Below are 21,155 nucleotides of genomic sequence, written 5' to 3'. Positions count from 1 at the left end.
TCTGAACCTGCGGACAGAACCCACAGCCATAAAAAAACATAATAGAGAGAAAAAAAGCAGCAGCCGGGGGAAGCGCCATCCGGGTCCGCCGAGGGAGGGCGCGGTTCCGGGATGAGCCGACAGGACGTCGGCGAAAGGGCGCGGTGAGCAGGAGCGAATGGCGGCCGGTCCCCGGGAAGCGGGCGTGAGCGAGGGAACCGCGCAGCGGCGGGCGGGGCTGGCGCAGGGCCGGGGAGTGCAGAGGGCGCGGCCAGGCGTCCTCTGCCCGGTCGCCGTGCCGGGACAGAGGCAGCTGCCGGCGCTGACGGCGAACGGAACCGGCGGCCAGCCTCCGTGGCGAACGGAACCGGTGCCCGTCCCGGAACCGGCGCCCGTGGCGAATGCCCTCTTCTCTCAGGTCCTGACGCGCAGCCGCGCTTCAATCAGATCGGCAACCTTTGTCACCACCCAGGCGATCACCATATAAAACACCACGGCAATCAGAAACGCTTCGAGATAGTAGAAGTTCAGCGCCGCCGTCAGCTGCGCCTGCGCAAAGATATCCACCACTTCGATAGCAAAAGCGAGCGACAGCGCTTTCATGATCACCATAAAGGCGTTGGCCAGATCCGGGATCGCCGCCACGATGATTTGAGGGAACATCACGCGCCGGAACAGCTGGCCACCGCTGTAGCCCAGCGACAGCGCGGCGTCGGACTGACCGCTGTCAAACGAGTTCAGCGCCCCTTTCCACACTTCCGCCTGAAACGCGGCCACGCAGGCGCTCAGCGCGACGATGATAATCACCCAGTTAGGCAGGGAGTGAGCATTCACCTCAACGTTAAACAGCGTAGCGAAAAAGTGCAGCGCGGATGGCAGGCCGTAGTAGGCGAGAAAAATCACCACCACCATCGGCACGCCTTTAAAGGCAATTTTGTAAACCGTCACCAGCTGACGCAGCAGCGGAATACGCTGATGCTCGATATACGCAAACAGTCCGCCCAGCAGCGTAGAACAGATAAACACCGTCACCGCCATCAGCAGCGTAACCGGGACCGCATCCAGAATGCTCCAGAAATCGGGCAGTAGTACTTCAGTATCAAACATGCGCGCTCTCCTGCTCAGACGCTGGCGGTCAGCTTGACGCGCGCCGCTTTGGCGCTGTACTTCGCATGACGCTGTTCAAAGAAACGAATAATCAGCCAGGCGACCAGACAGAGCAGCGAATAGATCACCGCCAGTACCAGATAGGTCCCAAACTGATACTGGTTATAGTCGCGCTCCATAATCAGATGCGCCGTTGCCATCACATCGGCGGCACCGATATACATCACCAGCGCAACGTTATGGATCAGGTAAATGATCGCGTTACCGTAGCCCGGCAGCGCAAAGTGCACCGCCTGCGGTCCTACCACACGCAGCATCTTGTGACGAAAGCCGTAACCCAGGCTGTCCGCCGCATCGTGCTGACCACGCTCTACCGCCAGAAATGCCGGACGCATGACTTCGGAAAGATAGCCCCCATGGTAGAAGCTCAGGCCAATCATGGCCGCCAGATTGGGGGAGACAAAATCAGTAAAACCAAGCTGCTGTGTCATCAGCGGCAGGCCATAGAACGCGACAAACAGCTGCAGAACCACCGGCACACTGCGCGCATAGGAGACGTACAGATCGGCCAGCTGGCTCACCAGCGGAATACGACGGACGCGGAACAGCGTCGCGATCAGCGCCAGGACAAAGCCAGCCAGCATCGCAACAAACATAATACCGAGCGTCAGCGGCAGCGCTGATAACAGCTCGGGGATCATGGCGGATAGATTCACGGTGAAACACTCCTGCTTACTATAGAGCCGCGCCTGCCAGAGAGCCGGCGCGGTATCTGCTTGTGAATCCGTTACTGCATATATTTCGTGACGTCTTCACCAAACCACTTCTGCGCCAGCTTATCCAGCGTGCCGTCCGCTTTGAGGTCCTGCAGCGCCCTGGTAATGTCTTTGCTCAGCGCCTGATTCTCTGCTGAACGATGCAGCAGCACATAGGTGTTGTTAATCGCCACCGGCTCGCTCGCTTTGATAGCCAGCTTCTGGTTATCAATAACCGTCTGCTCGCCGAGGTTTGATGGCAGGATCAGCGCATCATACTTGCCGTTCTGCACTTCTTTCAGGCGATCCGGATAAGGCACGCCAGCACTGGAGGCTTTGATGGCGATCTTGTCATTCGGATTATCCTGCTGCCACTGCGTCACAAACTTATAGACCCCGCCACCCGCGGTCACCGGGACAATTTTTTTACCCACCAGATCTTTCATGCCCTGAATGGTGCTGTCGCTGCGGCTGTAGATCTTCATCAGGCTGGCGCCCATCGGTGCGTCCGGGATGAGGAACTGTTTGCTGCGCGCCGGGGCCTTATAATAGCCGCCGGTTGCCATATCATATTTGCCGGTTGCCAGCCCCGTCTCCTGAGCGATATCCGCAGCGCCTTCCATCACAAATTTATACTGCGGCAGTCTGGCATTAATCGCTTTCAGCACGTCGGGTTCATAGCCCTGCGGCTCATGACCAATCGCGCCCCAGGAGAGCGGCTTGGACTCTGCAGCGGTAGCGATTTTGACGGTGCGTACCGCGTCGGCAAAGCTGCTGCCGCTGACCAGCGCCAGTGCGATGATGCCGGGCGCAGCCAGGCGACGTAATGTTGTTTTAAGTGCAGGCATGATCTTCACTCCTCTGATTATTAGAATACGCGTTCTGAGCTGAGAAACTGGGCAAGCCGTGGCAGGGTCGGGTTTTCAAACATCTCCGCCGGCGTTCCCTGCGCGGCGACCACACCCTGATCCATAAACACAATGCGGTTAGAGACACTTTTCGCAAACTGCATTTCATGCGTGACCAGCAGCGAGGTAATGCCTGAAGAAGTGACATCTTTAATCACCTTCAGCACCTCGCCCACCAGTTCCGGATCCAGTGAGGACGTCGGTTCGTCAAACAGGATCACCTCCGGCCGCACCGCCAGCGCGCGGGCAATACCGGTGCGCTGCAGCTGTCCGCCGGAGAGCTGGGAAGGATAGTGATCGGCTTTCGCGCCGAGTCCGACCCGTTCCAGCTCCTCAAGCGCAATGGTCCGCGCTTCCTGGCGGCTTTTGCGCTGGATCACGATCAGCGGATCCATCACATTCTCCAGCACCGTCATGTTCTTAAAGACGTTGAACTGCTGAAAAACCATCGCGGTCCGCAGGCGGATCGCCTGGATCGCCGCTTTATCCGGTTTGCGATAGTCCATGCGGATCTGATCGAGCGCGATCGTCCCCGCTGAGGGTTTCGCCAGATAATTAATGCAGCGCAGCAGCGTGGTTTTACCGGTGCCGCTTGGCCCGATAATTGACACCACATCGCCCCGCTTTACCGTCAGATCGACCCCTTTCAGAATCGGGTTGTTGCCATAGGCGAGCGTAATATTATTAAGTTCTAACATGGCGTTGCCCTATTTATTCAGGTCAGCATGGCCCAGCACATGCATCAGACGGTTGGCCCAGCCAAAGATGGCGATAGCATGGATCAGGTCGATAATCTCCCGATCGTCCATTCCGGCCGCACGCAGCGGCGCAATATCTTCTGCCGTCGCTTCGGCTGGCGTGACCGACAGGCGGCGGGCAAAGCGGTAGATCGCTGCATCGCGCTCGCCCAGGGCATCAGCGCGGTCAAAATAGATTGCACTGACCACCGCGTCGTTATCAGCCAGCTGCACGTGCCGGCGCGCATGCACCACCGCGCAGTAGCGGCAGCCGTTCACGATTGACGCGCCCAGCGCACCCAGCTCACGATCGGCGCGATTCAGGCCGCCCTCAACATACATGATGGCGTTGAACAGCCCGGTGCGTGCGGTGTAGCTTTCCGGATCGTGTACCAGCGTGCGGACATACTCCGACACCTTCTTGTTAGACGGTGTGATTTTCATCGCATCGCGCTGGGCAGGCGTGGCGTCGTCTACGCTCACCGGCGCAATATAGGGGTGCCAGTGCAGCGGCTTCAGGGAAACAGAAGGGATCATGCTGACCTCAGCAGGCGCAGACCAGCCGCAACGCGCGTCTGGAAGTTAATAAAGGCAATAAGCTCAGAAAGCGCCACAATCTGCGGATTATTCAGTCCCGCCTGCTCCAGCAGCCGGATATGCTGTTCTGTGGCCTGCACCGGCTGGCACGTAATCAGATCGGTATGACGGACAATCGTCGCCAGCGGTTCACTTGCCGGCATCGCGCCTTCTGCCAGCGCCAGCAGCTCATCTGCCGGCTGCAGCTGCGCCAGTTGATGCTGATACGCCTGCTCCAGCGCGCTATCCTGATTCAGCCGTGCCATACGCTGTGCCAGCGCCAGCCGCAGGGCTGCAGAGAGGCCCTGGTCATCTTCCGGTGTCAGCACGGAGCGACGGCATGCCTCAGCGCCATCAACAAATTCCGGTCGCAGGCGCCGCGTCTGGTAGAGCGCCGCGTCAGGGGTCAGCCCGGCGGCGCGATCGATAGCGTCACTCATAACGCATTCTCCTGATTCAGTAAGGGGGTGGCGTCCACCCATTCATCTCCCTGTAATTCAGGGATGTCATACGCCTGCAGGCTGGCATAGTGCTGCTCCACGTCCTCGGCAAACAGCGAGGCGGCAATTGCCCGCACCAGTCGATCGGCACCGGCGCTTACCGCAGGGATATCACCGGAGACTTTGCCGTGCGTCAGCATGGCGGCATCATTGAAACAGTGAATGTGTGAAAGCACCGGGCAGGCACCAGGCGTACGCTCGCGAAATTCAAATCCGGGTCCGAGGTCGGGCGCCTCCAGCATGTTCTGGCGGGCCGGCCCCATGGCAGGCTGATAACGACCATCTGCCCAGCGACGGATATGCGGGGCGATGGCAGCAAATTCGGATCTGCCGCTGAAGTCATTGCTGAAGCCGGTGGCAGCGATCAGGTAGTCATAGCGCAGCGGCCCCTGGGTTGTCTCAATCACCAGCTCATCGCCTTCAGGCCTGACGGCATTAATGGCGCAGTTCAGCAGAAAACGGGCATTGGTGTGGCGTGAAACGCGCAGGGTGGAGGCGCGCGGCGGCGGCGTCTGGGTGGTGGCGGTATACTCTACAAACGCCCATTTCCACGCATCCGGCAGCTGATACATACCGTGTACCACGCCCTGACTGCCGATGCCGGTCATCTTATTGATGCGCGGCATCGCCTGACGACGAATCAGCAGATCCACCCTGGCAGCGCCCTGCTCCAGCGCGGTTGCGGCATTATCCATCGAAGAGGCACCGGCTCCGATCACCGCAACCCGCTTACCCTGCAGCGCACTGAAGTTGATGTTGTCGGCGGAGTGTGCCCAGAAGCGGCGATCGACACCCTGTAAAAAGGATGGCACGGCAACGCCGCCCAGGCCGGAACGGCCGGTTGCCAGTACCAGCCGGCGGGTATAAACGCGTGCCGGCGTGGCGCCTTCCAGCGTCAGCGCAATCAGCGATCCGGCAGGTTCAATGGCGGTAACGCGGACGCCGTTCTGTACCGGCAGATTGAGTACCTGCCGGTACCAGACCAGATAGTTCATCCACATCTCTTTCGGGATTTTGTCCAGCGCCTGCCATGCCGCTTTTCCCCACTGCGCGGTGTACCATGCGCGAAAGGTCAGCGAGGCCAGACCGAGTGCCGGTCCCTGCAGCGATTTAGGGGAACGCAGCGTCTCCATGCGGGCAAACGTGACCCACGGCCCCTCCTCCCCTGCTGGTGCAGTGTCGTAAGCGATGCTATTGGTGATGCCCGCCAGCTGCAGCCGGGCCGTCGCCGCCAGGCCGCACATTCCGGCACCGATCACGACGACATCGCGCACCGGCTGGTCATAAGCCGTGTGCACAGGCACCCAGGGTTTTGCGGGCAGTTCAAGGTATTCCAGGTCCTGCTGTAGCTGAGCTTCCAGCGCAGCCAGACCATCGGCAGCTGAAGTCATATAAGTATCCCCTGATGTCAGCGCAAAAAACGCTGTCAAACGCATACCCACAACCGCCGGATTTATTATCCTGATAACACATAGTTACCGGCTAATGATTGTTAATACGCATAGTAAAAGCTGAGGCTTTGCATACTCCTCCTGCGACCGGGCGGAGTCAATAATTGCGCTCAGCATTTAACCAATGGATTTCTTATATCTTATGCCGGAATAGTTATAAGCCCGTCACTGCGCCATTCAGCCGTGCTAAAGCTGATTGATAAGCCGCATGACGCGGGTGTGTTCGCTGGAGGCCAGCCGCTGAAAATCGGGTAACAGGGAGGCAGCAGCAGTAGCGAGCGCCTCTACCAGCGCCTGTGCGGCTGCAGTGATCTGACGTCCCTGTGGCGTGACCACGCCAAAATAGTAGGGAATATCCTCTTCCAGCGTACAAATAGTGACGCCTGCCAGCGGTATTCCCCAGCCGGATACCGGCTCCAGAATCGCCACGCCCAGCCCGGCACGAACGCAGCCAAGAATATTTGCTGATGAGTTTGTTTCAATGGTTTCCGGCAGCGGCGTATTCACGCGCTTTAGCGCTTTTTCATAACGTCCGCGCAGGCGCTGCGGATTCCAGGGTGCGATAAGTCGCCGGCCTGCCAGCTGGCTGAGCGACACCTGCGGCTGCGCCGCAAGTGGATCGCTATCCGGCAGCGCCACCACACAGCGCGCGTGGCCAATCCAGTGCAGTACCACCGCATCATGCTCCAGCGGCAGGCTGCAGAGGCCGATGTCCGCCTCGGCGGTGATTACCGCGTGCGCCGTTTGCGCAGCAGACTCACTGATAATCTGTACTTTGTTGTGCAGGCCAATCGCTGCCAGCGCCTGCGGCAGCAGTCCCGCCGCCAGCGCTGGCGTAGCCGCAATACTGAGCGGACGCTGCTGCTGCTGCGCTATCTCCTGCGCGCGCAGCCGGATCTGCTGCAAAGAGAGCAGTGCTTTCTGCACATACTGATGTAGCTGCAGCGCCTCTTCTGAAGGATGAATGCGCGGGCCATTACGGATAAACAGCGGATAACCCAGGGAGAGTTCCAGCTCCTGCAGCTGGCGTGAAACCACAGGCTGTGAGCGATTCAGCGCTTTGGCTGCTGCGGTAACACTGCCCGCTGCAATGACCGCCGCGAACGCTTCCAGCTGACGCAGATCAAGATCGTTGAGTAAGTTCATTACGTAGTGGTTCCTGCATGGTTGTTCACCAGGCTGAGCATAAGTGATACCGCCATCATAAGGGGCAGAGACCCGATAAGTCACTGCACAACCTGAAAGTCGCTATTTATGTAATGGCCACTCCAGAATATATTATTGCCTCCGCTGGAATGATCTCAGTCAGACAAAATCAACGGATAAAAAGTGACATGTTAAATTTCTGCAATATTCCCCACCGCTGCGCTTAATTTTCCTCATACAATATGCTCTCACCCGATAATATAAATCTGTACAGTACATGGTAAAATTGTACAAGTTAGCAGAAACACCGCTGACGGATTTAACTTAATAAAAATAAACAATAAATCTCAAAAAAAAGCGAAGCGCAATTGATTGTACAAATAATATTTCTTTGTACAAAAAAAGAATTGAACTCTTATAAATCAGGCCGACAAAAAAACAAAAAAATATAAAAAAGCCAATTAAGATTATTCCTGGCTGGTGTACTTGTGAATCCAGGAAATAACGCTAACCTTAAGTTGCAAACTAAATACTTTAATATGCCTTACCCTCTGAGGAGTAAATGATGAGCAATCCACGTGGTGGTGCCGGCAATTTTGCCATGAATCCTGAACGCGCCCGCGAGGCCGGGAAAAAAGGCGGCCAGGTCAGCGGCGGTAACTTTCGCAATAACCCTGAGCGCGCAATTGAAGCGGGCCGCAAGGGGGGTAAGAAAAGTCGTCGTACCACAGATAAAGACGCTGCACAGAGTGCACAGGCTTAACATTAACGGGAGAATCTAATGACTTACGAAGAACACTTTATTGACTGGGTCAGAGATGCACACGCTATGGAGAAGCAGGCTGAGAGCATGCTGGAAAAAATGGCAGCCCGGCTCGAGCACTATCCCGATCTCAAAGCGCGTATTGAGCAGCATATCGATGAAACACGTGAGCAGCAGCAGCTGGTGCAGAGCGTAATCGACCGTTATGACACGTCCCGTTCAGTGATCAAAGATGCCGCAGGAAAATTGTCGGCGTTTGGCCAGGCAGTCGGTGGCATGATGACTGAAGATGAGGTGGTTAAAGGCGCTATCAGCGGCAACGTATTTGAGAACTTTGAGATCGCGAATTATACCGCGCTGATCGCGGCGGCGGAACAGCTTAACGACAGTGAAAGCGTGTCAATTTTTACCCGCATTCGCGAGCAGGAACAGGCGATGGCCGACTGGACTGCCAACCACTTAGGCGACGTTACAAAACAGTTTCTTATCCGCTCCAGTACACCGGGCGTAGAAGCAAAGAAATAGCGTTAGCTGCGCTTTGATTTTCTTCCCCAGACTTTGACATTGCATATTATCTATCGGCCAGCTGGCCAGCCAGCACAGTAAGGTTGCTTCTGTGCTGGCTTTTTTTATGCCTCATTGGCCAGTGCTAATCGTCTTCCCTGCCACCAGATCAGCAGCGCTGTCAGCGCAATCACGCTCAGCGTGCTAAACGCCACGCTATAGGAGTAGTGCCTGACAATCATGCCGGTCAGCGCCGGACTCAATGCGGCACCTGCGCCCTGCATCAGCATCACCGCACTCTGCCCGGCATTAACGTGTCCGCTGCCGCGCAGCAGCTGCACAATGTAGCCTGGCACCGCAACGCCCAGCGTACCGGCTGCAATGCCGTCCAGTATCTGAACCGGGATCATCAGCCAGGGATCGGTAAAACTGGCGGCGAGCATCGCGCGTACCGGCAGCAGCAGCAGTGCCAGCATAATGAGACGCTGATACCCCAGCGTCTCAGCGCGCGCGGCCGTCCACAGCGCCACCGGGATCATCACCGCCTGCGAGATAATCACGGTCGCCGCAGCGTAGACACCGGGGTTCATGCCACCCGGTGAGGCGGCCACGCGCATACTGAGCATCGGCAGCAGGGCGGCATTCGCCAGGTGAAACAGCAGCAGCGTGATGCCTGTGGTCATCAGCGGCGCGTTGCGCGTCAGGTCGGAGAGGCGCGGAACTGCGCTGCCTGCAGATGCATCCAGACCGCGCGCCGCCTGATGATCAATATCGTTTCCGCGGATAGCCAGGATAGCCAGTGAGGTCAGCAGCGCCATCGCTGTCATCAGAATAAACACCGAACCGGTACCCCAGTACCAGGTCGCTGCACCGGCAATCAGCGCAGCGCTCATGTTTCCGGCGTGATTAAACGCTTCGTTTCGCCCCATCTGCCGGTTAAAGCCGCGCTGCCCGGCCAGACCCAGCGTGATCCCTGCCAGCACCGGTGCAATAAACGCGGCAGAAACCCCGCTGATAATCTGCGTAGTGGCCACCACCCAGGTTTGCTGTGAGTACCAGAGCCACAGCGTGGCAACGGTGATCAGCGCGCAGCCGCACAGCAGCAGCAGACGTTTGTAGCGCGTCGCATCCGTAATAATACCGGCCGGCAGCGTGGCGATAAGCCCGGCCAGGCCGCCCGCCGTCATCACCAGACCGACGTCGTTTGGCTGCCAGTCACGCTGCGTTAAAAAGATCCCCAGAAAAGGGCCCAGCCCGTCGCGCACGTCAGCGAGAAAAAAGCTCACCAGACAAAGCGCCTGCAGCGATCGTATCGGCATTGCTCGTGTTCCTGATTTTTTAGTGAGAGTCAGCCTGTTAAGTAATGGCAAAAATTCAGGAAAAGTCACGAAACGTAAAAGTAACCAAATGAAAGCAATATGCGCAGCCATCCGGGCTGCCTGTGTCTGCATGCAATTATGCAGCTGCAGGTAAGCGTAGGCTGACAGCGTCAGAGGGTTGAGCGAAGGATATATGCTGAAGCGCAGAGCGAAGTATGAGCGTGCTGAAAAGCAAAAACCCGGCCATAAGGCCGGGTTTTCTGAATTTTGGTGCCCGAACCCGGAATCGAACCAGGGACACGCGGATTTTCAATCCGCTGCTCTACCGACTGAGCTATTCGGGCAACGGGGCGCATTAAACCCTACGCCGGCCGCAGCGTCAAACGCTTTTCAGCAAATACGCGCTGACTGATGACTTTTAGAGCAGCCGCGGTGCGTGCTGCTTAAATTTTGACACACTCTGCTGCGCTGCTGCGATGGATTTTTGCGGCCAGGTGCCGATAACCGTGCTGACATCCAATAAACATAAAAAGGTCCGCCATGTTCAGCACTATTGCATCAGGTATTATGTCACGCCTTGCGTGGCAAAAGCGCAGCCGCGCAACGCTCAGTTCATTGCAGGATGTGATTGCCATGATTGAGTTTACGCCGGATGGCAAAATCATTACCGCCAACGATCTGTTTCTGGAGCGTATGGGCTATACCCTGCCGGAGATTGCCGGTCAGCATCACGCACTGTTCTGTACACCTGACATGGTGCATTCGCCCCAGTACCGCGATTTCTGGCAGCGGCTCAACCGCGGCGAGGGGTTCAGCGATAAATTTCTGCGCGTGGCTAAACACAGCCGTCCGGTCTGGCTGGAAGCCAATTATGTGCCGGTGCAGGACCGCAGCGGCCGGGTGATAAAAATCGTCAAGCTGGCGAGTGACATTACGGCACATATTCTGGATACGCAGGAGCAGCGGGCCATGACGGCGGCTATCGATCGCTCAATGGCAGTCATCGCCTTTAATCTGCAGGGCGAAGTGCTGATGGCAAATGATAATTTTCTTAAAACCATGGGCTACCGGGAGCAGGAGATCCTTGGCCGGCACCACAGTCAGTTCTGTCCCCCGGAAATGCAGCAAAGTAACACCTATCGTCGCTTCTGGCAGAAGCTTAATCAGGGCGAATACATTTCCGGACAGTTTCAGCGCGTGGATAAACAGGGCCGCACCGTCTGGCTGCGCGCTACTTACAATCCGGTTTTTAATGAAACGGGCACGCTCTATAAAATCGTCAAATTCGCCACCGATGTGACCTCGCAGGTGGAGAAGAGTCAGCAGGAGCGCGACGCCGCACAGCAGGCGTACCAGACGGCACTGCAGACCAGCGAAAGCACCCGGCTGGGCGCTACGGTACTGGAGAACAGCGTGCAGACCATCAATGCGCTGGCAGGTGAACTGCATGATATCTCCGGGGATATTAATAACCTCAGCGACTCCTCCGATCGCATTGGCGCAATTGTGGAGAGTATTCGCCGTATTGCCGAACAGACCAACCTGCTGGCGCTGAACGCGGCGGTTGAGGCGGCGCGTGCCGGACAGCATGGACGCAGCTTTGCCGTGGTGGCGAATGAGGTCCGTGCGCTGGCGGAAAATATCAATCGCGCCACCACCGAAATCGAAAACCGGGTACGTGACAACCATCTGCTGGCGGAGAAAGCGCTGCAGGGCATCGCATCTAATCTGAAGCGTGCCGATCAGGGCGTGCAGCTTGCTCAGGAGGCGGGCGACATGATGGCAGAGATCCGCGACAGCTCTGGTGAGGTGGTCCGCGCGATCGGCCACGTCACCGCGACGCTGAAAGAGGAGTAGCCGCTACTGGCCTGCTGTCTGCAGCGGCGTGGCTGACACCGGCGGCAGGAAGATATGATCGAGAATATTGCGCATTACCGGCGCGGCGGTCACGTTCTCATTGCCGCCGTTTTCCAGAATCAGCGCAATCGCCACTTTAGGATCGCTGAACGGCGCAAAGGCGGTATAAAAAATATGATCGCGCAGCCGGATCGGGATCGTTTTCGCATTATAGGTCTGGTTCTGCTTCAGGCTGAACACCTGTGACGTCCCGGACTTGGCCGCAATGCCGTATGGCGCGGTATGGAAATATTTATAACCGGTGCCGTTAGGGGCGTTAGCCATACCAAACATCGCCCGACGCACCAGCCCCCAGTAGGGTGAGGTCGCCTCACCAATCTGCGGCTGCGGCCTGACGGGCTGATAACGCTGCTGCCAGCGGCCACGCTGCGCTTTTGCCAGCAGATGCGGCGCGATCACTTTGCCGTTATTGATCAGCGCCACCATCGCCTTGACCATCTGAATCGGGGTGGCGATCCAGTAGCCCTGCCCGATCCCGACCGACACCGTATCGCCCTGATACCACGCTCGTTTATGCACCTTCTGTTTCCAGGCGCGGTCGGGCAGCAAACCGGCGTACTCTTCGTTGAGATCGATACCGGTTGACTTGCCATAGCCAAACTGGCTCAGCATGGTGTGAATGCGGTCGATACCCATCATAAAGGCCACCTGATAGAAAAAGGTGTCTGCCGACTCCTCAATCGCTTTGGTCACGTCCAGCATACCGTGGCCCGATTTTTTCCAGTCGCGCCAGGTACGGTGCGTGCCGGGCAGGGTCCAGGTGGGCGCACCAAAAAAGGTGGTCGCGGGCGTAATGGTGTGGGTCATCAGCGCAGAGATCGCCATATAAGGCTTTACCGTGGAAGCGGGCGGATAGAGACCCTGGGTAACGCGGTTGATAAGCGGCAAATCTTTATTCTGCAGCAGCGCTTTGTAGGCTTTATAGCTGATACCTTTTACAAACGGGTTGGGATCGTAGCTGGGACTGGAGACCATCGCCAGCACGCTGCCGTCGTGCGGATCTTCAATCAGTACCGCCGCGCGCTGGCCAGCCAGCTGCTGCTCAACATACTGCTGCAGATGCAGATCGAGGGTCAGGTAAATATTTTTACCTGCCACCGGCGGGACCTCTTTCAGCACGCGCACGATGCGGCCATGGTTATCGACTTCAACTTCCTGGTAGCCGGTTTTGCCGTGCAGCAAAGATTCATAGTAGCCTTCAATACCCTGCTTGCCGATGTTATGGTCAGCGGCGTAGTTCTCGCCCGTGCCCGCCTCATTCAGCCGCCTGTAGTCACCGTCGTTGATTTTGGAGACGTAGCCCACCACGTGCGCCAGGTCGGCGCCATAGGGGTATTCACGATCCTGATAAGTGGCCACGCTGACGCCGGTAAAGCGAAACTGGTTCACGGCAAAGTGCGCCACCTGACGATCGGTAAGCTCTGCTTTCAGCTCGACCGGCTTATAGCGGCTGCTGTGCTGCAGCGCATGCCGGAAGGCATCAATGTCATCGGGTGTCAGATCAAGCAGCGGCGTCAGGGCGCGCAGCGTTGCCGCCATATCGCTGACTTTATAAGGCGTGACCAGTACGTCATACCAGGTGACATTGCGTACCAGCGGGATGCCGTTGCGATCGTAAATCAGCCCGCGCGTGGGGGCGACAGGGATCATTTTGATGTCGTTTTCGTTGGATCGCGTCTGATAGTAGCGGTGCTGACGGACCTGCAGACGATAGAGATTGATGCCCAGAACGATAAAGCAGGTGACCACCAGCGCAAAGGCCACCAGCGCCCGCCGGGCAAACAGTTTTTCTTCAGCTTCGAAATTACGAAAATTCATCAGGATAGGATCTCTTTATTATCGCGCTAATGATAAACAGCGTGAGCGTCAGAGCCAGCCTGAAGATGCACAAGCCTGGGTAAAAGTGTGTCAGATGTTTACGGCGGGAGGGCCGGGCGCGCCTTTATGCGCACCCGGACACAGGCGAATTTAGTCGCCCAGCAGCACCGATTCCAGTGCAATTTTGATCATGTCGTTGAAGGTGGTCTGACGCTCTGCCGCGCTGGTCTGTTCGTGCGTGCGGATATGGTCAGAGACGGTGCAGATGGTCAGCGCTTTCGCACCAAACTCTGCCGCCACGCCGTAGATCCCTGCGGCTTCCATCTCAACGCCGAGGATGCCGTACTTCTCCATGACATCAAACATCTGCGGATCGGGCGTGTAGAACAGATCCGCAGAGAAGATGTTGCCGACACGTGCGTCAACGCCCAGCGCTTTTGCTGCGTCAACGGCATTACGTACCATGTCAAAGTCAGCAATCGCTGCAAAATCGTGATCTTTAAAACGCATACGGTTTACTTTGGAGTCGGTGCAGGCACCCAGACCAATTACCACATCACGCAGTTTCACGTCAGCGCGAACCGCGCCGCAGGAGCCGACACGGATGATTTTCTTCACGCCGAAATCGGTAATCAGCTCTTTGGTATAGATTGAGCAGGATGGGATCCCCATACCGTGGCCCATTACCGAAATCTTACGGCCTTTATAGGTGCCGGTGAAACCAAGCATACCGCGTACATTGTTAACTTCCACAACATCGTCCAGGAAGGTCTCAGCGATGTGCTTTGCACGCAGCGGGTCGCCAGGCATCAGTACGACGTCCGCGAAATCACCCATTTCTGCATTAATATGTGGCGTTGCCATGGTTCTTATTCCTTTTCAAAAAATTGTGCGCTGTTTTACAGCATGCTTTTGCCATAGTCCATGCTGGAGAGGCCAAAGTACGCGGCAATGGTCTGGCCGATATCAGCAAAGGTGTCGCGATAGCCCAGCGACCCCGGCTTAACGCCCGGACCGTAAATCAGGATGGGGATATGCTCACGCGTATGCTCGGTGCCTTCCCAGCTGGGATCGCAGCCGTGGTCAGCGGTCAGAATCAGGATGTCGCCCTCCTGCACCAGCGCCATCAGCTCTGGCAGACGGCGGTCAAACAGTTCCAGCCCGCCGGCATAGCCTGCGATATCGCGGCGATGCCCCCAGGTTGAGTCGAAATCAACAAAGTTAGTAAAGACGATAGAGGTGTCAGGCGCCTTTTTCATCTGCTCAATCGTGGCGTCAAACAGCGCGTCGAGCCCGGTGGCTTTCACTTTCTGCGTGATACCCTGATGGGCGTAGATATCGGCAATTTTGCCTACCGAGATCACTTCCCCGCCCTTCTCATCAACCAGCTTTTTCAGCATGGTCGGTGATGGCGGCTCAACGGCCAGATCGTGACGGTTGCCGGTGCGCTCAAAGCTGCCCGCTTTATCACCCACAAACGGACGGGCAATCACGCGACCAATGTTGTAGCCGCCTTCCGTCAGCTCTTCACGGGCAATTTCACACAGTTCATACAGCCGCTCAAGACCGAACGTCTCTTCGTGGCAGGCAATCTGGAACACTGAGTCTGCTGAAGTATAGAAAATCGGTTTACCGGTTTTCATATGCTCTTCACCCAGCTGATCGAGGATCACTGTACCGGAAGAGTGGCAATTACCGAGATAGCCCGGCAGACCGGCGCGCTCCACCAGCTTATCCAGCAGCGCCTGCGGAAAGCTGTTCTCTTTATCGCTGAAGTAGCCCCAGTCGAACAGGACCGGTACACCGGCAATTTCCCAGTGGCCGGAAGGGGTATCTTTCCCGGAAGAGAGTTCGCTGGCGTAAGCATAAGCGCCGATAATTTCAGCGTCAGGATCCAGTCCCGGCGGAAAACGGCCGGTCGAGAGCTCTGCCGCTTTGCCAAGACCGAGCGCGGTCATGTTTGGCAGATGTAACGGGCCTTCGCGCCCTTCATTTGCGCGACCTTCAAAACAGGCTTCAGCGATGTGACCCAGCGTATCCGATCCGGCATCACCAAATTTGTCAGCATCTTTACTGGAACCGATGCCGAAGGAGTCGAGAACCATAATAAAAGCACGTTTCATGCAAGTCTCCTGCGCGCCAGGCGCGATGACAAGTCAAAAAAAAGCGATCAGATCAGTATACCTGAATGGCTGCTGTCTGGCACGCAGTAACGCCACTATTCACTGATGCGGCGATACACCACGGGCGTGGTTTCAGGCGCCTGGTCGCTCAGTACGATGGCGGTTCTGACCGCCTGCGCGGCTTCCTGCCACTGCGCTTCCGATGCGGCATGGATCACCGCCAGCGGCCGCTGCGTATCCGCACGGCTGCCCAGTGCGATCATATTGCTCAGACCTACGCTGTAGTCGATTGCATCACTGGCCTGCCGCCGCCCGCCGCCCAGCGCCACCACCGCCATGCCCAGCGCCCGCGTATCCATGGCGCTGACTATCCCCGCTTTTTCTGCATAGAGCGGTCTGCTGAAAGCTGGCACCGGCAGGTAGTGATCCATCCGCTCGACAAAATCTGCCGGGCCGTTCTGGGCCGCCACCATGCGTGCGAATACCTCGGCAGCTTTACCGTTATCCAGCACCTGCTGCAGTTTCTGCCGCGCTTCCGTGTCATTCGCTGCCAGCTGGCCGGAAATCAGCATTTCGGCGCAAAGCGCCATAGTGACCTCATACAGACGCGGATTACGCGCCTCGCCGGTCAGGAACTGCACGGCCTCGCGCACCTCCAGCGCGTTACCCGCGGTGGAGGCCAGAACCTGATTCATATCGGTAAGCAGCGCGGTGGTTTTGCATCCCGCGCCGTTCGCCACCCGCACAATCGCCTGCGCCAGCTGTTCCGACGCGGCAAAGGTAGGCATAAAGGCGCCCGAGCCTACTTTGACATCCATCACCAGCGCATCCAGCCCTTCTGCGAGTTTTTTCGCGAGGATCGAAGCGGTAATCAGCGGTATGGAGTCAACCGTGGCGGTAATATCGCGCGTGGCGTAAAAGCGTTTGTCCGCGGGTGCCAGTGAGCGGGTCTGGCCGATAATTGCCACCCCCACCTGTTTGATTATGTCGCGGAAACGATCGTCGCTGGGATAGATATCAAAGCCCGGAATGGCCTCAAGCTTATCCAGCGTGCCGCCGGTATGGCCGAGGCCGCGTCCGGAGATCATCGGCACATATCCACCGCAGGCGGCAACCATCGGGCCCAGCATCAGAGAGGTCACATCGCCTACACCACCGGTTGAGTGTTTATCCACTACCGGGCCGTTGAGCTGCAGTGACTGCCAGTTCAGGACCGATCCTGAGTCGCGCATCGCCATGGTAAGCGCAACGCGTTCCTGCAGGTTCATATCATTAAAATAGATGGTCATCGCCAGCGCAGCGATTTGTCCTTCCGAAACGGTTTCGTCGCGCACGCCGTTGATGAAAAAGCGGATCTCCGCCTCGCTCAGCGGCTGTCCGTCACGTTTTTTACGAATGATTTCCTGTGGCAGGAACAAGATTGCCTCCCGTGATTGGTGGTAGGTACGCGGCGCATAAATGCGCACTGCATTTTATCGCAGAGGCGCATTCATGTGCCCCGGGCCGGACGCCGTGACGGGATTCAACCCGGGCCGCATTAATGCGGCCCCTACGGAAATATTGGATTCCGTACCCCGTAGGGGGCGCATTCATGCGCCCCTGGCCGGATGCCGCGACGGGATTTAACCCGGGCGCTATCAGTAACCCGCTTTGCTGCCGCTGGTGGCGTGGCCCAGCGTGTTGAGCAGATTTGCCAGCAGGCTGGAGGCGCCGAAGCGGAAGTGACGGGCATCCGCCCAGCCTTCACCGAGGGTATCGTCGGCCAGCTTCAGGTAAAGAGCGGCATCTTCTGCAGTACGTACACCGCCGGCCGGTTTAAACCCAACCTGCTGCTGCACGCCTTTATCGCGAATAACCTGCAGCATGATAGCGGCAACGTCCGGCGTGGCATTCACCGGCACTTTACCGGTTGAGGTTTTAATAAAATCAGCCCCGGCATCAATCGCAATTTCTGATGCCGCACGGATCAGCGCCTCTTCTTTCAGCTCGCCGGTCTCAATAATAACTTTCAGCAGTACGCCCGCTGCTGCACACGCTTCTTTGCACGCTTTCACCAGCGTAAAGCCGGTATCGCGATCGCCTGCCATCAGGGCGCGATACGGAAACACCACATCCACTTCATCAGCACCGTAAGCAATCGCCGCGCGCGTTTCCGCCAGTGCGATCTCAACGTCTGCATTACCGTGCGGGAAGTTGGTCACGGTCGCAATACGCACCTCAGGCGTGCCCTGCTCGCGCAGCGTTTTACGCGCGATTGGAATAAAGCGTGGATAGATACAGATAGCCGCAGTATTGCCCGCAGGTGATTTTGCCTGATGACACAGCGCAATGACTTTTTCATCAGTGTCATCGTCATTCAGGGTAGTAAGATCCATCAGTTGCAGCGCACGCTGCGCAGCAGCATTAAGGTCGGTCATAACAGGCTCCGGAGGTCAGGCCAGCAGCAAGCTGCCGGGTAATGTGATTATTTTAACAATTGTGCAGAACTGCCATTGCGAATCAGATCACATAAAAAAGAGATAACATTCACTTATTACATGAAAATGTCGTCATAAGTCGCTTTTTTAGGCTTAGAAAGGGCGAAACGACGCACAATGCAGATGTAATTATTATCACAAAATAGAGCGCTGAATGGTATCACCTGATAAACAACAGAGGGCTGTTCAGGACGAAAACGCAAAAATACGCAGGCTGTTCTGCCACAGCGCATCGGCAATCACATCAGCCGGTTCAGGACGCAGTGTGCACAAGACTTCAAACACATTACGCGCCCGCTCTGGCCGGTTAGGCTGCCCCTGAAAACCCTGCAGCGGCATATCGGGGGCGTCAGTCTCCAGCAGCAGTGACGCCAGCGGCAGGCTGGCAATGGTATGGCGGGTTTTACTGGCGCGCTCATAGGTAATGGTGCCTCCCACGCCAATGGCATAACCGAGCTGAATAAAGCGCTCTGCCTGCTGCTGGCTGCCGGCGAAGCCATGCACGACGCCACGCCGCGGCAGGTTGTGTCGCCGCAGCAGCATCGCCAGTTGATCGTGAGTACGACGCGAGTGCAGGATCACCGGCAGATCAAAGCGTTTTGCCAGCGTGAACTGCGCGTTCAGCAGTCGCGTCTGCTTTGCAAAATCGGGATCGCTCATATAGAGATCCAGCCCGATCTCACCGATCGCTATACAGTCTTTGTCTGCCTGTTGCAGATACTCAGCGAGCAGATCCAGATGATCGTCATGATGACGGACTATATTGATCGGATGCAGCCCCAGCGCCGCATAAAGCGCCGGATAATTTTTTGCCAGCTGCATCACGCGTGCGAAACGGCTTGCGTCTGTGGAGGGCACAATAATGCGCTCCACGCCGGCTGCGGCGGCCTGCGCAATGCTTGCAGCCGGATCGTCAGTAAACGGCGGGAAATCAAAGTGGCAGTGCGTGTCGATAAATTTCATGCCAGCGATCCTTCATCCCATGCAGCATCATTCCCTGCCAGCGGCGGCGTGTGTAACGGCCGCGCGTCCGGCGCGTTTGCAGCCGCGGCGGGCGGCGCAATCGGCAGCGATCGGCGTGCCGGCTCTGCATCACTCAACCACTGCCCCAGCGTAGCCAGGAAGTAGCGTCCGCTGCGCCGGCCAAGATGATAATCCTGATTCAGCGCGGCAATGCGGCTGCCGAGCGCCATGCTGGCCAGCGGGCGCGGCGGGCAAATTTCCACAATGCGCAGGTTACCCGGCGGCTGTTCAATGAACTGCTGGATCTCGCGATAGCTCGCTTCATGATGATGCAGGATGTTGATCATCGGCTGCAGCGCACTGTCACCCAGCCAGCGCTCCATCCGCTGAAACCATTTCGGCGTGTAGAACATCTGTGAAGGCGTTGTCCGGATCACCACAACGGTATCCGCGCCGCGTCGCGCGGCTTCGCGCACCGGAATCGCATCGCTGATGCCGCCATCCAGATAGCTGACGCCATCCATCAGCACGCCGCTGCGATAAAAGCCCGGGATAGCGCTGGACGCTTTAATAATGTCATGCCAGGTCAGGTCGTCCGGGCTGAAATAGTGCGCCTGGTAATCGTCACTGCGGCAGGCACACATATAAAATTCGCTGCCGCCAGCAAACAGTTTCTGCGCGCTGCTGAGTGCCAGCGGAAATTCACTGCGGGTAATATCGATGAGCCAGTCGAGATCGATCAGATGGCCACCACGCACAAAGCGCAGCGGATCAAAAAACTGTTTGCTGGTGGTATAACGGGTAATAACACGCCGTGCATAGCCCGGCTGGGCGCAGACAAAGGCAGAGAGGTTTTGTGCGCCGGCTGACGTGCCCAGCAGCAGATGAAAGGGATTGAAGCCTGCCCGCTGAAATTCGTCCAGTACGCCTGCGGTAAACACACCGCGCTGGCCGCCACCTTCGCATACGAGTGCAATTTTACGGGATTTAAAAGGCTGAAGCGCCAGCGGTTCGAATGAACCCAGTGACACCGGAATGCGTATACCCAATGGTGTGCCCTCAGTCGTTGCTGCTCTGAGGGAGGCCAGAGCGGCATCCCGGAGAACCAGTCATTGTCATTCCCTGACCCACTGCACGGGCAGTTGCGACGGCAGACCCTGCCATCAATGACTGGCCTCCGCTTTACATCACTAGCGGGTTACTGCAATTGATGTGTCTGGTCAGAGTTTTTTGCGCCCGGTAAACAGGCTAACCAGGAACAGAATAATACCGACAATAAAGACAATTTTAGCTGCCCATGCTGCCGTGCCTGCCAGACCGCCGAATCCTAAAGCTGCCGCGATCAGTGCAATGACCAGAAAGATAATACCCCAACGAAACATAAGCCTCTCCTTTACCATAGTAGAAATCGAACTGCTTATTCTTCACTTCACTGTTGTAATACGGAACAGCATCGGAATGATGCCGTTCCGTCTGCGTTAAGATTTCACCTTGAGGTCATTCTTCACGCTTTTCACGCCTTCAATGGCTTTTGCGATCTTCTCAGCACGCTCAGACTGTGCCTGATTCGCCACTTCTCCTGACAGCTGAACCACGCCATCGGTGGTTTCCACCTTCACATTGCGCGATGGAACGATGTCGTCTGCTAACAGCTTAGCTTTAATTTCGCTGGTTGTGGCGGCATCACCGGCATAACCTTTCAGCGAGCCTTCTTTATTGTCTCTGACGTGTAGTTTGTCACTGACGGATTTCACTCCTTCAACTTTCTGCACCAGGGCGACAGCCTTTTCAGCCTGATCCTGCGAGGCAACAAAACCGCTTAATGTCACCACACCCTGCTGCGTTTTGACGGAGATATCCGTGCTTTTAATTGCGTCATCATCAACCAGTGCCGCTTTGGCTTTAGCTGTAATGCCGCTGTCATCCATAAAACCATCGACTTTTTTCATAGAACTATCGATTTTGGAACCCGTCGAGCTGGTATCAGCAGCGAATGCCGCACCGCTTAACAGCGCCGTACCGGCCAGTGCAGCAATCAGGGTCTTGGCAATCTTAGTCTTATTCATCGATATGATCCTTCTATCAGTTAATTCACCCGCAAGCGCGAATGCA

The 21,155-nt window shown here is 56.8% G+C and carries 21 protein-coding genes and 1 tRNA gene; 3 read left to right on the top strand and 19 right to left on the bottom strand.

What is annotated here, in order from left to right:
* Positions 1-393: 393 nt before the first annotated feature.
* From BBA90_RS05105 to BBA90_RS05070, 8 genes are all read right to left on the bottom strand, one after another.
* Positions 394-1,086 carry an amino acid ABC transporter permease gene (locus BBA90_RS05105; protein ID WP_065648213.1) on the bottom strand — a complete coding sequence of 231 codons (693 nt, stop codon included), beginning with the start codon at positions 1,084-1,086 and terminating at the stop codon, positions 394-396.
* 14 nt (positions 1,087-1,100) lie between these two features.
* Positions 1,101-1,787: an amino acid ABC transporter permease gene (locus BBA90_RS05100; RefSeq protein ID WP_206099892.1), complete on the bottom strand. Its 687-nt coding sequence runs from the start codon at positions 1,785-1,787 to the stop codon at positions 1,101-1,103.
* Between the two features lie 86 nt (positions 1,788-1,873).
* The gene (locus BBA90_RS05095; protein ID WP_065648211.1) at positions 1,874-2,689 is read right to left on the bottom strand and encodes a transporter substrate-binding domain-containing protein; all 816 of its coding nucleotides are present in this window, start codon (positions 2,687-2,689) and stop codon (positions 1,874-1,876) included.
* A 20-nt stretch (positions 2,690-2,709) separates the two neighbouring features.
* Positions 2,710-3,447: an amino acid ABC transporter ATP-binding protein gene (locus tag BBA90_RS05090; RefSeq protein ID WP_065648210.1), complete on the bottom strand. Its 738-nt coding sequence runs from the start codon at positions 3,445-3,447 to the stop codon at positions 2,710-2,712.
* A 9-nt stretch (positions 3,448-3,456) separates the two neighbouring features.
* Positions 3,457-4,023, bottom strand: coding sequence for a peroxidase-related enzyme (locus tag BBA90_RS05085; protein ID WP_065648209.1), 567 nt, complete (start codon positions 4,021-4,023; stop codon positions 3,457-3,459).
* Positions 4,020-4,502, bottom strand: coding sequence for a CMD domain-containing protein (locus BBA90_RS05080; protein WP_065648208.1), 483 nt, complete (start codon positions 4,500-4,502; stop codon positions 4,020-4,022). The genes BBA90_RS05085 and BBA90_RS05080 overlap by 4 nt, the downstream gene beginning before the upstream one ends.
* The gene (locus BBA90_RS05075) at positions 4,499-5,953 is read right to left on the bottom strand and encodes an NAD(P)-binding domain-containing protein (RefSeq protein ID WP_065648367.1); all 1,455 of its coding nucleotides are present in this window, start codon (positions 5,951-5,953) and stop codon (positions 4,499-4,501) included. Before BBA90_RS05075 ends, BBA90_RS05080 begins: the two co-directional genes overlap by 4 nt.
* 246 nt (positions 5,954-6,199) lie before the next feature.
* Positions 6,200-7,159, bottom strand: coding sequence for a LysR family transcriptional regulator (locus BBA90_RS05070; protein ID WP_065648207.1), 960 nt, complete (start codon positions 7,157-7,159; stop codon positions 6,200-6,202).
* Positions 7,160-7,724: 565 nt separating this feature from the next.
* On the opposite strand from BBA90_RS05070, the gene BBA90_RS05065 reads away from it, so the two are divergent.
* Positions 7,725-7,922 (top strand): general stress protein, encoded by a 198-nt coding sequence (locus tag BBA90_RS05065; RefSeq protein WP_065648206.1) that lies wholly within the window; start codon positions 7,725-7,727, stop codon positions 7,920-7,922.
* Between the two features lie 18 nt (positions 7,923-7,940).
* Positions 7,941-8,447, top strand: a complete 507-nt coding sequence (locus BBA90_RS05060; RefSeq protein WP_039380127.1) for a ferritin-like domain-containing protein — start codon at positions 7,941-7,943, stop codon at positions 8,445-8,447.
* Between the two features lie 104 nt (positions 8,448-8,551).
* Here the strand turns inward: BBA90_RS05060 and BBA90_RS05055 are convergent, their stop codons facing one another.
* Both BBA90_RS05055 and BBA90_RS05050 read right to left on the bottom strand, forming a co-directional pair.
* Positions 8,552-9,745: an MFS transporter gene (locus BBA90_RS05055; RefSeq protein WP_065648205.1), complete on the bottom strand. Its 1,194-nt coding sequence runs from the start codon at positions 9,743-9,745 to the stop codon at positions 8,552-8,554.
* Between the two features lie 268 nt (positions 9,746-10,013).
* Positions 10,014-10,089, bottom strand: a tRNA-Phe gene (locus BBA90_RS05050).
* A gap of 196 nt (positions 10,090-10,285) precedes the next feature.
* Here BBA90_RS05050 and BBA90_RS05045 point away from each other — a divergent pair.
* Positions 10,286-11,602 (top strand): methyl-accepting chemotaxis protein, encoded by a 1,317-nt coding sequence (locus tag BBA90_RS05045; RefSeq protein WP_065648204.1) that lies wholly within the window; start codon positions 10,286-10,288, stop codon positions 11,600-11,602.
* 3 nt (positions 11,603-11,605) lie between these two features.
* Here the strand turns inward: BBA90_RS05045 and mrdA are convergent, their stop codons facing one another.
* The 9 genes from mrdA to osmY form a co-directional block, all read right to left on the bottom strand.
* Positions 11,606-13,480 (bottom strand): penicillin-binding protein 2, encoded by a 1,875-nt coding sequence (mrdA, locus tag BBA90_RS05040; protein WP_065648203.1) that lies wholly within the window; start codon positions 13,478-13,480, stop codon positions 11,606-11,608.
* 150 nt (positions 13,481-13,630) lie between these two features.
* Positions 13,631-14,344, bottom strand: coding sequence for a purine-nucleoside phosphorylase (gene deoD / locus BBA90_RS05035; RefSeq protein WP_039380134.1), 714 nt, complete (start codon positions 14,342-14,344; stop codon positions 13,631-13,633).
* A 35-nt stretch (positions 14,345-14,379) separates the two neighbouring features.
* Positions 14,380-15,603 carry a phosphopentomutase gene (gene deoB, locus BBA90_RS05030; RefSeq protein ID WP_065648202.1) on the bottom strand — a complete coding sequence of 408 codons (1,224 nt, stop codon included), beginning with the start codon at positions 15,601-15,603 and terminating at the stop codon, positions 14,380-14,382.
* Between the two features lie 95 nt (positions 15,604-15,698).
* Positions 15,699-17,021 carry a thymidine phosphorylase gene (gene deoA, locus BBA90_RS05025; RefSeq protein ID WP_065648201.1) on the bottom strand — a complete coding sequence of 441 codons (1,323 nt, stop codon included), beginning with the start codon at positions 17,019-17,021 and terminating at the stop codon, positions 15,699-15,701.
* A 219-nt stretch (positions 17,022-17,240) separates the two neighbouring features.
* A complete protein-coding gene (deoC, locus tag BBA90_RS05020; protein ID WP_065648200.1) occupies positions 17,241-18,020 on the bottom strand; it encodes a deoxyribose-phosphate aldolase in 780 nt (259 codons plus the stop codon).
* A gap of 246 nt (positions 18,021-18,266) precedes the next feature.
* Positions 18,267-19,043 (bottom strand): TatD family hydrolase, encoded by a 777-nt coding sequence (locus tag BBA90_RS05015; RefSeq protein ID WP_065648199.1) that lies wholly within the window; start codon positions 19,041-19,043, stop codon positions 18,267-18,269.
* On the bottom strand, positions 19,040-20,092 hold the full coding sequence (locus BBA90_RS05010; RefSeq protein WP_065648198.1) for a patatin-like phospholipase family protein: 1,053 nt from the start codon (positions 20,090-20,092) through the stop codon (positions 19,040-19,042). The genes BBA90_RS05015 and BBA90_RS05010 overlap by 4 nt, the downstream gene beginning before the upstream one ends.
* A gap of 171 nt (positions 20,093-20,263) precedes the next feature.
* A complete protein-coding gene (locus tag BBA90_RS05005) occupies positions 20,264-20,425 on the bottom strand; it encodes a DUF1328 domain-containing protein (protein WP_065648197.1) in 162 nt (53 codons plus the stop codon).
* A 96-nt stretch (positions 20,426-20,521) separates the two neighbouring features.
* Positions 20,522-21,109, bottom strand: a complete 588-nt coding sequence (gene osmY / locus BBA90_RS05000; RefSeq protein WP_065648196.1) for a molecular chaperone OsmY — start codon at positions 21,107-21,109, stop codon at positions 20,522-20,524.
* Positions 21,110-21,155: the final 46 nt, after the last annotated feature.

It is taken from the genome of Pantoea eucrina, from assembly GCF_001691555.1.
Taxonomy (GTDB): Bacteria; Pseudomonadota; Gammaproteobacteria; order Enterobacterales; family Enterobacteriaceae; genus Pantoea; species Pantoea borealis.
The sequence above is the reverse complement of the archived record's forward strand: the minus strand, read 5'-3'. Positions and strand labels throughout refer to the sequence as shown.

Coding starts and splice junctions, on each gene's coding strand:
- deoB (WP_065648202.1), bottom strand. CDS start 15,603: ATGAAACGTGCTTTTATTATGGTTCTCGACTCCTTCGGCATCGGTTCC.
- BBA90_RS05005 (WP_065648197.1), bottom strand. CDS start 20,425: ATGTTTCGTTGGGGTATTATCTTTCTGGTCATTGCACTGATCGCGGCA.
- BBA90_RS05060 (WP_039380127.1), top strand. CDS start 7,941: ATGACTTACGAAGAACACTTTATTGACTGGGTCAGAGATGCACACGCT.
- osmY (WP_065648196.1), bottom strand. CDS start 21,109: ATGAATAAGACTAAGATTGCCAAGACCCTGATTGCTGCACTGGCCGGT.
- BBA90_RS05090 (WP_065648210.1), bottom strand. CDS start 3,447: ATGTTAGAACTTAATAATATTACGCTCGCCTATGGCAACAACCCGATT.
- deoC (WP_065648200.1), bottom strand. CDS start 18,020: ATGACCGACCTTAATGCTGCTGCGCAGCGTGCGCTGCAACTGATGGAT.
- deoD (WP_039380134.1), bottom strand. CDS start 14,344: ATGGCAACGCCACATATTAATGCAGAAATGGGTGATTTCGCGGACGTC.
- BBA90_RS05055 (WP_065648205.1), bottom strand. CDS start 9,745: ATGCCGATACGATCGCTGCAGGCGCTTTGTCTGGTGAGCTTTTTTCTC.
- BBA90_RS05105 (WP_065648213.1), bottom strand. CDS start 1,086: ATGTTTGATACTGAAGTACTACTGCCCGATTTCTGGAGCATTCTGGAT.
- BBA90_RS05015 (WP_065648199.1), bottom strand. CDS start 19,043: ATGAAATTTATCGACACGCACTGCCACTTTGATTTCCCGCCGTTTACT.
- BBA90_RS05080 (WP_065648208.1), bottom strand. CDS start 4,502: ATGAGTGACGCTATCGATCGCGCCGCCGGGCTGACCCCTGACGCGGCG.
- BBA90_RS05045 (WP_065648204.1), top strand. CDS start 10,286: ATGTTCAGCACTATTGCATCAGGTATTATGTCACGCCTTGCGTGGCAA.
- BBA90_RS05100 (WP_206099892.1), bottom strand. CDS start 1,787: ATGATCCCCGAGCTGTTATCAGCGCTGCCGCTGACGCTCGGTATTATG.
- BBA90_RS05070 (WP_065648207.1), bottom strand. CDS start 7,159: ATGAACTTACTCAACGATCTTGATCTGCGTCAGCTGGAAGCGTTCGCG.
- BBA90_RS05095 (WP_065648211.1), bottom strand. CDS start 2,689: ATGCCTGCACTTAAAACAACATTACGTCGCCTGGCTGCGCCCGGCATC.
- BBA90_RS05085 (WP_065648209.1), bottom strand. CDS start 4,023: ATGATCCCTTCTGTTTCCCTGAAGCCGCTGCACTGGCACCCCTATATT.
- BBA90_RS05075 (WP_065648367.1), bottom strand. CDS start 5,953: ATGACTTCAGCTGCCGATGGTCTGGCTGCGCTGGAAGCTCAGCTACAG.
- mrdA (WP_065648203.1), bottom strand. CDS start 13,480: ATGAATTTTCGTAATTTCGAAGCTGAAGAAAAACTGTTTGCCCGGCGG.
- BBA90_RS05065 (WP_065648206.1), top strand. CDS start 7,725: ATGAGCAATCCACGTGGTGGTGCCGGCAATTTTGCCATGAATCCTGAA.